The sequence below is a fragment of the Mesorhizobium sp. L-8-3 genome (genome assembly GCF_016756615.1).
Taxonomy (GTDB): Bacteria; Pseudomonadota; Alphaproteobacteria; order Rhizobiales; family Rhizobiaceae.
In genome coordinates this window covers 3,408,921-3,424,277 of record NZ_AP023262.1, presented here as the reverse complement: position 1 = coordinate 3,424,277, position 15,357 = coordinate 3,408,921, and the positions used below count along the sequence as shown (strand labels likewise).

The window sequence follows — 15,357 nt, the reverse complement described above, 5'->3', positions numbered from 1 at the left end:
GCCAGCGCGTCACGCCTCGCCTTTGCCCGAAAAGTCCCGCCGGACGATCCCATGACGCTGGAGCTTATCGTAGAAGGTCTTGCGCGGAATACCCAGGGCGGCGATCGTTTCCTGGACATCCCCGCCATGGGCCGAAAGCGTGTCGCGGATGATCTCCGCCTCCAGCCGCTCCAGACGTTCGGGAAGCGTGCCGGAATCGCTCGTACCGTGCGTGCCCGCCGCCGGCGCGGCGGCTTTCGGCACCAGGCCCAGGACGGCACGCTCGGCGAAATGGTAGAGCTCGCGCACGTTGCCGGGCCAATCGTGCTCGCCGAGGTGCCGCAGAATTTCGTCCGAAAGCGCGGGCGCTTCGCGTTGGAAGCGCCGCGCGGCGCGCTCGGCGAAATAGCTGAAGAGAAGCGGAACATCCTCCCGACGCTCGCGCAGAGGCGGTATGGAAAGCGAGACGACGTTCAGGCGATAGTAGAGATCCTCCCGGAACGTCTTTCGCTGTCCGGGATCGGCGAGATCGACCTTGGCCGCCGCGACGATGCGGATGTCGACCGGCCGCACCTCGTTCGTGCCGAGCGGCGTCACTTCCCGCATTTCGAGCACGCGCAACATCTGGATCTGCGTGGAAGGCGGCATGCTTTCCAGTTCATCGAGGAACAGCGTGCCACCGCTCGAATGCTCGATGCGGCCGATGCGCTTCTTCTGGGCGCCCGTGAAGGCGCCCGGCTCGTGACCGAAGAGTTCGCTTTCGATTACCTGTTCCGGCAGCGCGCCACAGTTGAGCGCGACGAAATTGCCCTTGGAGCGGCGGCTCCACCCGTGCAGAAGTCGCGCCACGACCTCCTTGCCGCTGCCCGTCTCGCCGGTCACCAGCACGTCGACATCGGTATCGGCGATCTGGCGCAGCATCTGGCGCAGACGGTCCATGACAGGCGTCTGGCCGATCAGCGGAAAGTCTTCCTCCGCCTGCCGCGCCGCTTCCTTCAGGCGGCGGTTTTCCATCACCAGGCCGCGCTTTTCGGCGGCGCGTCGCACGCACTGGATCAGCCGCTCGGCGGGAAAGGGTTTGGCGATGAAGTCGTAGACGCCGTCCTGGATCGCCTTGACGGCGGTGGGGATGTCTCCGTGACCGGTCACGAGGACCACCGGAATCTCCGCATCGACGTCGCGGATGCGCTCGAAAAGCTGGAGCCCGTCAATGCCCGGCATACGGATATCGGAGACCACGACGCCGGCGAAGTTCATATCGACGAGGCTGAGCCCCTCGGCGGCCGAACCGAGCGCGGTAACGTCGAAGCCGGCCAGTTCCAGCGTCTGTGCCGTGGCACGCAGGAGTTGCCTGTCGTCGTCAATCAGAAGGACGGGCGAGGTCATGCTTGGGCCTTTCGCAGATGGACCCTGAAGCGGGCGCCGCGCATATCCGTTTCGACCTCCAGCCGCCCGCCATAGTCGGCGACGATGTCCTTGGCGATGACGAGGCCGAGCCCAAGGCCCTTTTCCTTGGAGGTGTTGAAGGGTTCGAAGAGCGAGGCCAGGATGGCGGGGGAAATGCCTGGGCCGTTGTCGGCCACCGTGGCGACGACCTCCGCATCCACGACCGCGACCGAGACGTCGACCCGGCCGTCGGCCTTGTCCTCGACGGCCTCCAGCGCATTCTGGAAGAGGTTGATGAAGACCTGTTCGAGCCGCAGCCGATTGCCCATGACGTCAAGGCCCCCGGGCATGGGAGCGATGGCCAGGCGGTCGAGCCGGCCGGTGAAGCGGCTGCGCAGCAGCATGACCGCGCCGTCGACGATTTCCCGCAGTTCGACCGCCTCCTCGCCGGAGCGGCCCTTGCGGGCGAGCGCCTTGAGATCCTCCGTGATCTTGGCGATCCGTTCGGTCAGATCCGCGATGAGGCCGAGATTCTCGAGCACGGGCTCCGGCCTGCTGCGCGCCAGAAAGACCTTCGAATTGTCGGCATAGGCGCGGATGGTGGCGAGCGGCTGGTTGATTTCATGCGCGACGCCGGCCGCGATCTGGCCGAGGATCGCCAGGCGGTTGGCTTGCACGAGATCCTGCTGCACGGCCTGGAGCCTGGTTTCGGTTTCGCGATGATCGACGATTTCGGCCTGCAGGCGGTCGCGGGCGAGGCTCAAGTCTCGTGTCCGCGCGTCCACACGGCGTTCGAGCTCTTCGCGGGCGGCCTGATCGCGGGCGGCGTCGGCGAGCGCCGTCTGGCGGCGGCGCAGCCAGATCGCGGCGGCGAGCGTGATCGCTCCGATCGCGAGCAGAGCCGCCAGCCTTGCTTCGCGCATGCCGGCGGCGATCGCGCCGGCGACCGGCACGAGATATTCAAACTGCCAGGGCGTCGAGGCGACGGGCGCGGCGACACGCAGATAGGATTCTGCCCCGCCGCCCGGCAGTATCGCGCGGATGAGGTCGGTTGCGCCGGCCCGCTCGAAGGGCAACTGCGCCAGCGGGGCTTCGCCGAACTGGAGGCTTTCCCGGATGGCGGTGAGGCTTTCCGACGGCAGCGGCTCGGTGGTCATGAAACGCCAGGAAGGGATGCTGGTGATTAGCACCACGTGATCGGCATCGACGACATAGGACGGGCGCTGCGTCTCCTGCCAGTCCTGTTCCAGCCGGTCGAACTCCATCTTGGCGACGACCACGCCGAGGGGTGACGTAGCCGGGCCGATCCTGTGAGAGATGTAGAGGCCGGGCCGTTTGCTGACCGAGCCCATGGCAAACTGCTCGGCGGTTCCCGCCTTCATCGCATCGGAAAAATAGGCGCGGAACAAATAGTTGCTGCCGACGAAGCTCGTCGGCTCCCGCCAGTTGCTGGCCGCGATCGCCATCCCCTTGCTGTCGATGACGTAGATCACCGCTGCGCTCGTGCCGGCCACCAGCTCTTCGAGCTTGCGGTCGAGCAACGCACGTCCGGCAGGGTCGGCACCGGTCAGGGCGTTCTCCACATCCGGGTCGCGGGCAAGAAGGAATGGCAGGGCGCGCGGGCGCTCCAGGACGGCCCGCAGCAGGGCAACTTTCAGGTTCGCCTCGGTCCGGCCCTGCTCTCGCAGCGTCGAGAGCGCTGCCGACCGGCCGTATATCCCGGCTCCATAAAGCGCTGCGATCGACATGAGCAGCAGGGCGATGGCGAACACGAGCCACTGGCGCCGCGCCGCGCGGGAGAGGTCGGTCGAGATGCCGGTCGTCGTGGCGCTGATCATCGGCGATTTTGAGCATGAAACCGCACGCAACGCCATCCACGATGTGCGGAAATTCGCACAGCTGTATCGCCGCGCTTCATGCAACCAGCGAGATATATCAAATTATCCAATGGCTTATCGAAATGAGCGCTGGTTGGCACGCGGCTTGCTCACGTCCTTTTCGATTGCAGCAAGCCACCCCGGGAAGAGCCGGTTTCCGGTCGGGGTGCGAAAGGAGGAAGCCGTGCACATCTCGCCTGCCGTCACGCAAACGCGTGCCCCCCTGCCGTTCTATCGTCACCTCTATGTCCAGGTGATCGTGGCCATCGTCGCCGGCATGCTCGTCGGCCATTATTATCCCGATTTCGGCGCCGGCCTCAAACCGCTCGGCGACGCGTTCATCAAGCTCGTCAAGATGATCATCGCCCCGGTGATCTTCCTGACGGTCGCGACCGGCATCGCCGGAATGTCCGATCTCAAGAAGGTCGGGCGCGTGGCCGGCAAGGCCATGCTCTATTTCCTGACCTTCTCCACGCTCGCGCTCGCCGTCGGCCTGGTGGTCGCCAACGTCATCCAGCCGGGCGCGGGCATGCATATCGATCCCGCCTCGCTCGATGCCGACGCCGTCGCGACCTATGCGACCAAGGCGCATGAATCGACCATCACCGGCTTCCTGATGAATATCATCCCGCAGACCATGGTCGGCGCGTTCGCCGAAGGCGACATCTTGCAGGTCCTGTTCCTTTCGGTCCTTTTCGGCATCGCGCTCGGCATGGTCGGCGAGCAGGCAAAACCGGTCGTCGATTTCCTGCAGGCGCTGACGACCCCGATCTTCCGGCTGGTCGCCATACTGATGAAGGCCGCGCCCATCGGCGCATTCGGCGCCATGGCCTTCACCATCGGCAAATATGGCATCGGCTCGGTGGCCAACCTCGCCTTCCTGATCGCCACCTTCTACATCACCGCATTCCTGTTCGTCTTCGTGGTTCTGGGCGCGGTCGCCAGATACAACGGCTTCTCGATCCTGGCGCTCATCCGCTACATCAAAGAGGAGTTGCTCCTCGTGCTCGGCACCTCGTCGTCCGAGGCGGCACTGCCGGCGCTGATGCAAAAGATGGAACGGGCCGGCTGCAAGCGCTCGGTCGTCGGCCTCGTCATTCCGACGGGCTATTCGTTCAATCTCGACGGCACCAACATCTATATGACCCTCGCCGCGCTCTTCATCGCGCAGGCGGTCGACATTCCGCTGTCTCTGGGCGACCAGCTGCTGCTCCTGCTCGTCGCGATGCTGAGCTCCAAGGGAGCCGCCGGCATCACCGGCGCCGGCTTCATCACGCTGGCCGCGACGCTCTCGGTGGTTCCCTCCGTGCCTGTCGCCGGCATGGCTCTCATCCTCGGCATCGACCGCTTCATGTCGGAATGCCGGGCGCTCACGAACTTCATCGGCAATGCCGTCGCGACGATCGTCGTCGCCCGGTGGGAAAACGAACTCGACCTGGCGAAGCTGAACGACGCGCTCGGGGGCGGCGGGCAAACGCCGGTGGAAACACCCGCCTTGCAGCCGGCAGAGTAGACAGACCCGTTCGGTTGCGTCCCAGACGGATCAACCCCGCCCGCGGGGTTGATCTTGCAGCTTTTCGTGAACCGCGCGGAAACCGGGAAGCCACAGGCGCTAGAGCAATTCCAGCAATGCGCGCAGCGGTTTTGCGTCCGGAATTGCGTGAAAAACAAAGAGTTAGCATTTCTCCGATTCGAAGGATTCGAAGAAAGGCGGAAAAGCTCTATCGGCCCTCGTCGAACACGAAGCGCGCCACCTCGCCTTTCGGGCACAGTTCGACGATCGTGCCGTGGCCGTCGCCCTTGGTGATCCAGCCCCGATGCAGCGGCAGGTTCTCCGTAGGCTTCTGGTGATGGGCCTTGATGCCTGCCGCCTTCAGCCGCGCGATCTCGGCTTCCAGGTCCTCGACCTCGAGCGCGACCACGACGTCCCCGTTCTTCATCTCGCTCTTGCCGGTCGCCTCGACGAGTTCGATGGGCAGGCCGCCTTGTTTGTGGAAGAACGCGAGCCGGAGCCCGAGTTCGGGTACCTCCTTGATGATGGGAGCCCCCTGCCCGATGAGCGCCTCGTAGAATGGAAGCGCCTTGTCGAGGCTCTCGACGAAGATGCCGATGTGGTCGAGCTTTCCAGTCACCGCATTTCTCCTCCTCAAAAACAGATAGCTAGTTTACTTTCATCTTGCGTACTTTACAATGCGCGCGACACATGAAACGCAAAGGGAGGAGCGCATGGGTCGTCTCGATGGACGCCGCGCGATCATCACCGGTGGCGGCAGCGGCATCGGCCGCGCCGGCGCCGCGCGGCTCGCGCAGGAGGGCGCCCGCGTCATGGTGGTCGGCCGGCGGGAGGCCCCTCTGAAGGAAACGGTTGCGCTCGTGACCGAGGCGGGCGGGACGTGCATCCATCATGTCGCCGACGCAGGCGACGAGGCCGGCATCGCGGCCGCGATCGACCGGTGCGCGGCAGAACTCGGCGGGCTCGAGATCTTCTTTGCCAATGCCGGCAACACCGACTCGGTAAAGCCCTTCCTGGAGCAGACGGCCGAGCAATGGGAAGGCATGTTCCGCGACAATGTCGTCACCGCCTTCATCGCCTGCAAGCTTGCAGGTAGATACATGGCCGAGCATGGCGGCGGGTCGATCATCCTCAACTCGTCCACCGGCTCGCTGCGCGCGCGCGGCGGCACCGAGGCCTACGGGGCGGCCAAAGCCGGCGTGAACCATCTCACCATGACGGCGGCATGCGCCTTCGCGGGCAGGAAAGTGCGCGTCAATGCGATCCTGCCCGGCCTCACCGAGACCGGCCTGACGAAGCCGATGTTCGATTGGGCGCGCAAGTCGGGAAAGGAGGACCGCCTCGGCATGCTGACGCCCATGCAGCGGCCGGGCCATGTCGACGACATGGCTGCGGTGGTCGCGTTCCTGGCCTCGGACGACGCGGCCTATGTCGACGGCCAGTTGATCCCGGTCGACGGCGGTATCTCGGCCACCCACCCCGCCGGAAAGTTCGTCTACTGATGATGCGCTTCCACCATATGGGCGTCTTCGTCTCGGATATCGACGAGGCGCTTCGCCTGTGGATCGACGTCCTCGGCTTCACCCTAACCCATCGCGGGTTCATTCCCGACGGCCGCAGGGGCCAGTCCGGCACACGCATGCCGGCGGAAACGCTGGATGACATCTTCGGCGTCGAGGGCGCCCGTTCCGAGATGGCGCTGCTCACCTCGTCCGACGGGGCCATGATCGAGCTTCAGTGTCCGCTCGTGCCGAAAATCGAGAGAACGCCGCCGCAGAACCTCCGATACCGTCATACCGGCATCCACGAACTCGGCTTCCAGGTGGAGGATATCGACGGCTGGTTCGAAAGGATCCGCGCGGCCGGCTACGAGACGCAGACCAACTATGTCTGGCCATGGGCCATCAACGGCAAGTCCTTCCTGTTCTACGATCAGGACGGCAATCTCATCCAGTTTTGTGAGCAGAAAGGAACGTCCTCATGGCGACCCTGAACCGTCGCTGGATCTACGCGCGCATGCTCGAAGGGCAGCTTTCAGCATCGAATTTCGAGCGTCGCGATGAGCCTGCTCCCCAGCTCCGTCAGGGTCAGGCACTGGTTCGCGTGCGGCTCGTGTCGATCGATCCGGCAAACCGGCTCTACTTCGCCATGCAGGCCTATCGCCCGCAGCTTGCCCCTGATGACGTCATGGCCGGCTTCGGTATCGGCGAGGTGGTCGAGAGCACGGACCCGCGGTTCCGGCCGGGCGATCTCTGGCATGGCGATTTCGGCTGGCAGGACTATGCCGTCATCAACTCCTACGATCGCCACGAATATTGGCATCGATGCAGCGAAGGGTATAAGGAATCGGATCTCATCGGCGTTCTCGGCATCACCGGCATGACTGCGTGGTTCGGCGTGGAGGAGGTCTTGCGACCGCAAGCGGGTGAGACGGCGGTCGTGGCCGGCGCCACGGGCGCCTGCGGCTCCCTCATCGCCCAATTGCTGAAGCTCAAGGGCTGCCGGGTGATCGGCATCGGCGGCGGTCCGGAGAAGTGCCGTTGGCTGCTTGACGAACTGGGCCTCGACGCAGCGGTGGACTACCGCGCGCCTGATATGGCCGCGGCACTTCATGCGGCATGCCCGTCAAGGGTCCAGCTCTATTCCGATGCGGTCGGCGGCGATGTCAGCCGCGCGGTCCTGCCGCTGATGGGCCGCGGCGGGCGCTGGTATCACTTCGGCAACCTCTCCGCCTATGGTGATGCGCGTCCGGGCGCTCCGGCGGAAAGGCACGATTCCTTCATGTCGGACGAGCTGCGCGCACATTGCCGCCAGGAGGGGCTGAAGCCGCGATTCCTGTTGGTGTTCGATCACTATTGCCGCCGGCTCGAGGCCGAGGCCCAGCTCGCACGGCTCCTCCAGGACGGACGGCTGGTCGCTCCTTCCACGGAGATCGCCGGGTTCGAAGGCCTGCCCGGCGCGCTCATCGGCGCTGGCGGCCCCGGGAAGATCGGCAAGCTCAACGTCCGCATATCGAGCGATCACGCCGCATCGGCATAGCGCGCAATGTCGCCGACGCTTGACGCAGATCAATCTAATGTGGTTTAGTATCGTAATCTAGATTACTATACCTCGCGATCCGAAGTGGAAACGGATCGGAGGCGAGCCCAGGGAGGAGAAGGCCGTGGCCGAACAATTCGACCTCGCAGCCCATGCCAGGAAGATGCGCGAGCAAGGCTGGTGGCAGGACAAGACGCTCGATGACCTTCTGGAGCGCGCGATCGCGGCAGCGCCTGACAAGAAGGCCATCGTCAGCTATCGCGTGGACAAAGGCTTCGATCGTCCCTTCAAGACGCTGACCTATCGGGAACTCGGCGACGCCGTCGCCAAAGCCGCCGGCGCCTTCAGGGCGATGGGGATCGGCAAGGGCGATGTCGTGGCGATGATGCTGCCCAACTGGTGGGAGTTCGTGGTGACGGCCTATGCCCTGGCGCGCATCGGCGCCGTGGGCAACCCGCTGATGCACATCTTCAGGGAACGAGAATTGCGCTTCATGCTCGGATTTGCCGACACGAAGGCGATCATCATTCCCAAGGTCTTCCGCGGCCACGATTTCGAGGTCATGCTCGACGGGTTGAAGCCGGACCTGCCGAAGCTGCAATACATCATCGTCGTCGACGGTGACGACAAGCGTTCCTTCGACAAGCTCGTCATGAACTCCGGCGCTTCGCCGGTCTCTGCCGCAGAAGGCACGCCGTCGGCGACCGACGCGATGGCGGTGCTGATGTACACCTCCGGTACCACGGGCGAGCCGAAGGGCGTGATGCACTCTTTCAACACGCTGATCGCCTGCGCGAAGGCGCTCGGAACGCGCCTCGCCCTCGATGCGGACGACGTGCATTTCGGCTCGACGCCGTTCGGCCACATGACCGGCTATGCGGCCGTGATGGTCCAGGCGCTCTATTACGGCAGCACAGTCGTTTTCCCGGATGTCTGGGAGCCAAAGGCAGGCGTCGCGATAATGGCACGCGAAGGCGTGACCCACATGGCCGCGGCAACGCCGTTCCTGGCCGACATCTGCCGTCTCATCGAAGAGGGTGCCGACAAGCCCCGGCTCACGACCTTCCTGTGTGCCGGCGCGCCGATCCCTCCCGTGTTCATCGAGAACGCAAAAAGGCAGATGGGTCTCGACGTCTCCTCGTGCTGGGGCATGACCGAGAGCCTTGGCGGATCGCTCACGGAGCCGGATCGCGCGGCGGTCAAGTCTGTGTCGAGCGACGGCCGCCCGGTGGACGGCGTCGAGGTGCTCATCGCCGACGAGAAGCTCAACCCGATGCCGGCGGGCAAGACCGGCCGGCTCTATTTCCGCGGAGCACAGCAGTTCATCGGCTACTACAAGAAGCCGGGTCTCGACGGTCGCGGCCCGGAAGGCTGGTTCGACACGGGCGACCTCGCCTATATGGACGAGGAAGGCTACATTCGGATCGATGGCCGCACCAAGGACATCATCATCCGTGGCGGCGAGAATGTGCCGGTCGTGGAGATCGAGGCGATCCTCTATCGCCATCCGCGTGTCGCGGATGCCGCCGTGGTCGGCTACCCCGACAGCCGCATGGGAGAGCGGGGCTGTGCATTCCTTGTCCTCAAGGACAGCAGCGGGTTCTCCATGGACGAATTGCGCGAGTGGATGGGCCAGAGCGGCGCAGCCAAGCAGTATTGGCCGGAAGCCGTCGAGATCGTCGACGCCATGCCGCGCACGGCATCCGGGAAGATCCAGAAGTTCGTCCTGCGCGAGAAGGCCGCCAGGCACTCAGACGCCTGACGGCCCACGCCACATCACCGACCTTTCAGGGGTTCGATCCATGGATTTCGACCTGCCGCAGAATATCGTCGCCAAGCTTGCGGAGCTTGACGCCTTCATCGAAGCCGAGATCAAGCCTTTGGAGGCGGAGAACATGAAGTTCTTCGACCATCGGCGCGAATGGGCGCGGACGAACTGGGAGGAGGATGGGCGCCCCTCGGATGAATGGCGCGCGCTGATCTCGGAGATGGAACGACGCGCCGACAGAGCGGGCCATCTGAGGCTCTGCCTGCCTGAAAGCTGCGGTGGCCAGGCCGCCGGCAACCTCATGAACGCGGCGATCCGCGAGCATCTGGCGGCCAAGGGCCTCGGGCTTCACAACGATCTGCAGGACGAATCCTCTGTCGTCGGCAACTTCCCGATCGTGCCGGCGATCGCACGCTACGGCAGCGAGGAACAGAAGGTCTATGTCGAGGGCATCATCACAGGCAAGCGGCACCTCAGCTTCGCGCTGACCGAACCCAACCATGGCTCCGACGCCACCTGGCTGGAGACACGCGCGGTCCGCGACGGCGATCACTGGGTGATCAACGGCCGCAAGCGCTGGAATTCCCAGGTCGGACGCGCCGAGGCCAACCTCGTCTTCGCGCGCACCAGCGGCGCCGATGGCGAGTCCAAGGGCATCACGGCCTTCATCGTGCCCACCAACACGCCTGGCCATCGGATTGTGATGAACCACTGGACCTTCAACATGCCGACCGACCATTCGGAGGTCGAGCTGAAGGATGTCCGGGTGCCCCACTCCGCCATTCTCCACAAGGAGGGCGAAGGGCTGAAGATCGCAATGATGTTCATCCACGAAAACCGCATCCGCCAGGCCGCGGCAAGTGCCGGCGCGGCGCGCTACTGCATCACGCAGGCGGTCAAATACGCCAGGCAGCGTGTGCTGTTCGGCGAACCGCTGTCCACTCGACAGGCGATCCAGTTCCCGCTCACCGAACTCTATGCCGAGTGCGAGATCGTACGGAACTACATATTCCGCACGGCCTGGAAGATGGACCGTCAGGACCCGGCCGGGATTTCGCACGAGGTTTCGATCTGCAACTACAAGGCCAATGATCTGGTCTGTCGCGCGGCCGACTTCGCCATCCAGGTGCATGGCGGGCTCGGCTATTCGCGCCACATGCCTTTCGAGCACATCTACCGCCACCACCGACGCTACAAGATCACTGAAGGCTCCGAGGAAGTGCAGAAGCGCCGCATCGCCCATTCGCTGTTCGGATTCGGCAGGCAGGACCAGTGAACGCTCGTCCGGCCGCCGATCTCGGACCCGACTTCGATCCCGAGGCCCTCAGAGAGTTCCTGGCGGATCATCTCGGCCGGAGCATCGCCTCGCTCGAGATCCGCGCGACCGAAGGCGGCATGTCGAACCCGACCTATTTCGTCGACGCCGACGGGTGGCGCGCCGTGTTGCGCAAGCAGCCGAGGATGCAACTCGCGAAGTCGGCCCATGCGATCGATCGCGAGTTCCGGGTGTTAAAGGCCCTGGCCGCGTCCGACGTCGCGGTGCCCGAGGCTTACCACTACCACGCGGACCCGGACCTGCTCGGCACGCCGTTCTACCTGATGGAGTGGCTGGAGGGCCGTGTCTACACCGCCTACGCCATGCCCGGCCTGTCGGCGCCGGATCGGTCGCGGGCCTATGCCTCGATGTGCGAAACCATGGCGAAGATCCATCGGCTGGATTTCTCCGCCTTGGGCCTTGCGGACTACGGCCGGCCGGGCAACTATTTCGAACGCCAGATCAGCCGCTGGTCGCAGCTCTGGTCGCAATACCGCAAGAGCGACGACGACAATCCCGACCTCGACCGGATGATCGCCTGGCTGCAGAAGCGCGTTCCTGCGAGCGAACTCATCGCGCTGTGCCACGGTGACTTCCGGATCGGCAACATGATGTTCCATCCGACCGAGCCGAGGGTTGTCGGGGTCCTCGACTGGGAGTTGTCGACGCTCGGCCATCCGCTGGTGGATGTGGCCTTCAACACCCAGGCCTGGAACATGGCTCCCGACGAGAATGGCGGGATCATGGGCGAGGATGCGATCGCACTGGGGATCCCTTCCGAGGAAGATTATCTCGAGCGCTATTACGCGCATGCGGGCAGCACGGAGCGGCTGACCGATTTCCATCGCGTCTTTGCCATGTTCCGCGGCGCGGTCGGGAGCGCCGGCGTTGCCGTGCGCGGCGAACTGGGCAACAGCACCCTGCCGGATTCGGCGCGCGTCGGACGGTTCCTGGCGCATGCCTACGCCGGGCGGGGCATGAGAATCGCGGAGCGCGGCGGGCTCTGATGGCGGAGGGATCGACCATGACGCTGGACCAAGCCATAGCCGGACGCCGTTCGGTCCGGGGCTTCCTGACGCGGGAGGTTCCAGCCGCGACGATCCGCGAGGTGTTCGAGCTCGCGCAGACGGCTCCGTCGAATTGCAACATCCAGCCCTGGATCTCCCACGTCGTCTCGGGCGACAGCCTGAGCGCACTCGGCCGGAAGATGGTGGAGGCCGCCAACGCCGGCGTGGCGCCGGACCCCGACTTCACCGCCGATCGCAAATTTGCGGGCGCTTACCGCGAACGGCAGGTCGATGCCGCCGTGCAGCTCTACGGTGCCATGGGGATCGAACGACACGACCGGCCGCGCCGCGACTGGGCCTATCGTCGCAATCTCGAATTCTTCGGCGCGCCGCATGCCGTGTTCGTCTTCATGTTCGGCGAATTCGAGGAGCGCGAGGCCGTCGATCTCGGCATCTACGCGCAAACGCTGATGCTGGCCTTCACATCGCGTGGCATAGCGAGTTGCGCGCAAGGCGCGCTCAGCCTCTACCCGTCGATCATCCGCGACCATCTCGGTCTCGATGCATCCAACAGGATCCTCTACGGCATCTCCTTCGGCTACGAGGACGTCTTGGCGCCGGCCAACGCGGCTCGCGTCGGCCGCGTGTCGCTCGCGGATTCCGTCATTTTTCATCGATGAGCTTACCCATGATCCATCCCCTCGAAGGCAAGGTCGCGGTCGTCACCGGCGCTGCACGCGGCCTCGGACACGCCTATGCGCTCCGGCTGGCGGAACTGGGAGCCGACGTGACCGTCGCCGACCTGAACCTCGATGGCGCGCGCGACTGGAATGAACGCCTGTCGGCCGATGGCGTGCCGGCGGAAATCGAAGCGATGGGCCGGCGCTCGATCGGCGTCCAGGCAGATCTTTCGAAGCCGCAGGATGTCGAGCGCGTCTTCGCCGAGACGATGCGCGCGTTCGGGCGCGTGGACATCCTTGTCAACAATGCCGGCGGCGCAATCGCGCGTGACAGCGGCCCGCTGGCCACGCAGACGAGCCAGGCGGACTACGACCTGCTGATGGACGCCAATCTGCGCTCTGCTCTGCTGTGCTGCCAGGCAGCGGCGCCGATCATGAAGGAGCAAGGGGCGGGCGTCATCGTGAACGTGACGTCCCAGACCGGCGTCTCCATCCTGCCGGGCGGCCTGCTGGCGGTCTACGGCGCGGCCAAGGCGGCCGTGGCGATATTGACCCGAAATCTCGCATCGGAGCTCGGCCCTCACGGGATAAGGGTCAACGCCATCGCGCCCGGCATCATCATGACGGCGCGGGTGGCCGCCCAGGCTGCGGCGCGTGGCATCGGCACCGACACCCAGGCGCAGGGCCTGCCGTTGCGGCGGCTCGGCACAGTGGACGACTGCGCCGGCGTGCTGGAGTTCCTCGTCACCGACCTTTCGCAATATGTCACGGGACAGGTGATCTGCGCCGATGGCGGCGCGGTCCTGACGCCGAACTGATGGGCGCGCTCTCCGGAAAGGTCGCCATCGTCACCGGTGCCGCGCGCGGGCTGGGGCGGGCCTATGCGCTGAGGCTGGCGAAGCTCGGCGCCAACGTCGTGATCTCCGACCTCAACCTGGGGGCCGCCGCGCGGATCGGCGAAAAGCTGACCGCCGAAAGCGTCATGGCCGAAGCAGAGGCGTTCGGAGTGAAGGCGCTCGATTTCGAAGGCGACATGCGCGACCCCTCGGCGGTTCGCGGCCTTGTCGACCGCACGCTGGAGGTTTTCGGGCGGATCGACATCCTCGTGAACAATGCTGGCGTGGCGGTGGCGCGCGGAAGCGGCACGCTGGCGACCGAGACGACATCAGAGGCGTTCGACTATCTGATCGGCGTCAATCTGAAATCGACCCAGCTCTGCTGTGCCGCGGTCGCGCCGACGATGAAGGCGCAGCGCGGCGGCGTCATCGTCAACATCTCCTCGCAGACCGGCATCTCGCTGCTCGAGGGTGGCAACCTCGCGGTCTACGGCGCTGCCAAGGCGGGGGTGGCCTATCTCACGCGTACCCTCGCCGCCGAACTCGGCCCCCACGGCATCCGGGTCAACGCGATCGCGCCGGGGATCGTGGAGACCGAGCGATTGAAGCGCCTCGACCCGGCGATGGGCGTGGGAACGCCGCAGCAGATCGAGGCGATCGCGCTGAAGCGCTTCGGCCGCACGGAAGACCTCGCCAATGTACTGGAGTTCCTGACGACCGATCTTTCCGGCTACGTCACCGGCCAGGTGATCTCCGTCTGCGGCGGCGCGGTGCTGCACCCGAACTGATGACTGTCCGGCAGGCCGGTCGGCTCGACCGGATGATCTTCGCCTCCCCAAGGAACCATGCGAGATCGGTCGCCGATACGACCCACCGGGGCCGCTCGGCCGTCGTACCATGCGCCGACGTCACTCCACACGATCAGGCCGCAAGGCGGGCGGACCGGGACAACCGCGCATGCAGGAACTCGCGGCCGAATATGTTCGCGAGCTCGCTATGGCCCACGCGGCCATCCTCGGTCTGCCAGCGCATGAGGCACTGGAAAGCGATGTGCGAAGGGTTGAAGTTGTCGTATGGATGACCGGCGATCGCCGCACCTGAGAAGCGGTGCACCTTGCCGCGCACGTCAGTCGCGCTGACCCAGCAGGCCATGGGCAGCATGTCGGTGGTGCTGCCGCCGATTTCAGCGCTGATTAGACCGAACGTCTCGCCGTTGTCCACGACGAAGCCGAAGCGCAACTGCTCATAGACCGTTTCGCCGTCGACGAGGTCCAGCGGCACGGCCATATGCAACCCGTAGTCCGGACCGAAGCAGGCGCTGAGATAGGCCACCGCGCGGCGGCTCACCTCGGTACGGCGGCTCCAGCTGTGGTCCATGCAGTCGTAGCAGTCCACGTCGTAACGCTTGCCGCGAAGGATGAGCTCGCCGGTCGTGCGCCCAAGCGTGTTGAAATGTCCGGAAGGATGGGTCGCGCCGGCGGAACGATTGCCCCACTGGTCGCCCAGGCGGGAGTCGTAGGCGTGGCCTTCCGGCTTTTCGAGAAGCGGGTTCTCAGCGGGGTCCTCGCAGTCGAACGGACGGTGTATCCCTCGGAAGGTCAGGTCGAGAGAGCACTCGTCACCACCCTTGTAGGCATAGCGGAAGCGGTATTCGTGCGGCGCATCGGTGACGTCGACACGCAGCCCGTTCTCCAGTTCGTAGCCCGTGAAAACCTTCGGCGCCGGAAGATGCATCTGCGCATCCGAAAAATCGATCTCATATGCCTGGCGGCAGATCCCCTGCCCTATCGCGATCGACGATAACGCAACACCCAGGTTCGGCCGGGAAGCGACATAGAGATTGCCCAGAACGCGGGCCTCCGGAACGGAGAAGATCAGCGGCGTGGTTTCCGTCCACCGCCATTCCGTGGGGTCGTTTGGGTGGTAGGCAGAATCCTTAGCACTGATCATTTCATCA

Annotated in this window: 14 protein-coding genes; 10 read left to right on the top strand and 4 right to left on the bottom strand. The window is 65.0% G+C overall.

Annotation, left to right across the window (positions count from 1 at the left end):
- Nucleotides 1–9 precede the first annotated feature (9 nt).
- Both JN302_RS15965 and JN302_RS15960 read right to left on the bottom strand, forming a co-directional pair.
- Nucleotides 10–1,365: a sigma-54-dependent transcriptional regulator gene (locus tag JN302_RS15965; RefSeq protein WP_202313384.1), complete on the bottom strand. Its 1,356-nt coding sequence runs from the start codon at nt 1,363–1,365 to the stop codon at nt 10–12.
- Entirely contained in the window at nt 1,362–3,203 is a 1,842-nt protein-coding gene (locus tag JN302_RS15960) for a sensor histidine kinase (protein ID WP_202333543.1), read from the bottom strand. Before JN302_RS15960 ends, JN302_RS15965 begins: the two co-directional genes overlap by 4 nt.
- Nucleotides 3,204–3,426: 223 nt before the next feature.
- Between JN302_RS15960 and JN302_RS15955 the strand changes: the two genes are divergently transcribed.
- Nucleotides 3,427–4,755 (top strand): dicarboxylate/amino acid:cation symporter, encoded by a 1,329-nt coding sequence (locus JN302_RS15955; protein WP_274609084.1) that lies wholly within the window; start codon nt 3,427–3,429, stop codon nt 4,753–4,755.
- Nucleotides 4,756–4,963: 208 nt separating this feature from the next.
- Here the strand turns inward: JN302_RS15955 and JN302_RS15950 are convergent, their stop codons facing one another.
- A complete protein-coding gene (locus JN302_RS15950) occupies nt 4,964–5,374 on the bottom strand; it encodes a VOC family protein (RefSeq protein WP_202313378.1) in 411 nt (136 codons plus the stop codon).
- A gap of 94 nt (nt 5,375–5,468) precedes the next feature.
- Here JN302_RS15950 and JN302_RS15945 point away from each other — a divergent pair, with 94 nt between their 5' ends.
- The 9 genes from JN302_RS15945 to JN302_RS15905 all read left to right on the top strand — a co-directional run bounded on the left by JN302_RS15945 (nt 5,469) and on the right by JN302_RS15905 (nt 14,188).
- Nucleotides 5,469–6,257: an SDR family NAD(P)-dependent oxidoreductase gene (locus JN302_RS15945; protein ID WP_202313376.1), complete on the top strand. Its 789-nt coding sequence runs from the start codon at nt 5,469–5,471 to the stop codon at nt 6,255–6,257.
- The gene (locus JN302_RS15940; protein ID WP_202333541.1) at nt 6,257–6,748 is read left to right on the top strand and encodes a VOC family protein; all 492 of its coding nucleotides are present in this window, start codon (nt 6,257–6,259) and stop codon (nt 6,746–6,748) included. Before JN302_RS15945 ends, JN302_RS15940 begins: the two co-directional genes overlap by 1 nt.
- The gene (locus tag JN302_RS15935) at nt 6,736–7,794 is read left to right on the top strand and encodes an MDR family NADP-dependent oxidoreductase (RefSeq protein WP_202333533.1); all 1,059 of its coding nucleotides are present in this window, start codon (nt 6,736–6,738) and stop codon (nt 7,792–7,794) included. Before JN302_RS15940 ends, JN302_RS15935 begins: the two co-directional genes overlap by 13 nt.
- 124 nt (nt 7,795–7,918) lie before the next feature.
- Nucleotides 7,919–9,556 (top strand): AMP-binding protein, encoded by a 1,638-nt coding sequence (locus JN302_RS15930; RefSeq protein ID WP_202333532.1) that lies wholly within the window; start codon nt 7,919–7,921, stop codon nt 9,554–9,556.
- A gap of 40 nt (nt 9,557–9,596) precedes the next feature.
- Nucleotides 9,597–10,838, top strand: a complete 1,242-nt coding sequence (locus JN302_RS15925) for an acyl-CoA dehydrogenase family protein (protein WP_202333531.1) — start codon at nt 9,597–9,599, stop codon at nt 10,836–10,838.
- The gene (locus JN302_RS15920; protein WP_244846398.1) at nt 10,835–11,884 is read left to right on the top strand and encodes a phosphotransferase family protein; all 1,050 of its coding nucleotides are present in this window, start codon (nt 10,835–10,837) and stop codon (nt 11,882–11,884) included. The genes JN302_RS15925 and JN302_RS15920 overlap by 4 nt, the downstream gene beginning before the upstream one ends.
- Before the next feature lie 17 nt (nt 11,885–11,901).
- Complete coding sequence (locus JN302_RS15915) at nt 11,902–12,564, top strand: nitroreductase (protein WP_202333530.1); 663 nt, start codon at nt 11,902–11,904, stop codon at nt 12,562–12,564.
- A gap of 8 nt (nt 12,565–12,572) precedes the next feature.
- The gene (locus tag JN302_RS15910) at nt 12,573–13,382 is read left to right on the top strand and encodes an SDR family NAD(P)-dependent oxidoreductase (protein ID WP_202333529.1); all 810 of its coding nucleotides are present in this window, start codon (nt 12,573–12,575) and stop codon (nt 13,380–13,382) included.
- A complete protein-coding gene (locus JN302_RS15905; RefSeq protein ID WP_202313364.1) occupies nt 13,382–14,188 on the top strand; it encodes an SDR family NAD(P)-dependent oxidoreductase in 807 nt (268 codons plus the stop codon). The genes JN302_RS15910 and JN302_RS15905 overlap by 1 nt, the downstream gene beginning before the upstream one ends.
- Before the next feature lie 133 nt (nt 14,189–14,321).
- Here JN302_RS15905 and JN302_RS15900 read toward each other — a convergent pair whose 3' ends face one another.
- The gene (locus JN302_RS15900) at nt 14,322–15,350 is read right to left on the bottom strand and encodes a DUF7064 domain-containing protein (protein ID WP_202333528.1); all 1,029 of its coding nucleotides are present in this window, start codon (nt 15,348–15,350) and stop codon (nt 14,322–14,324) included.
- Nucleotides 15,351–15,357: the final 7 nt, after the last annotated feature.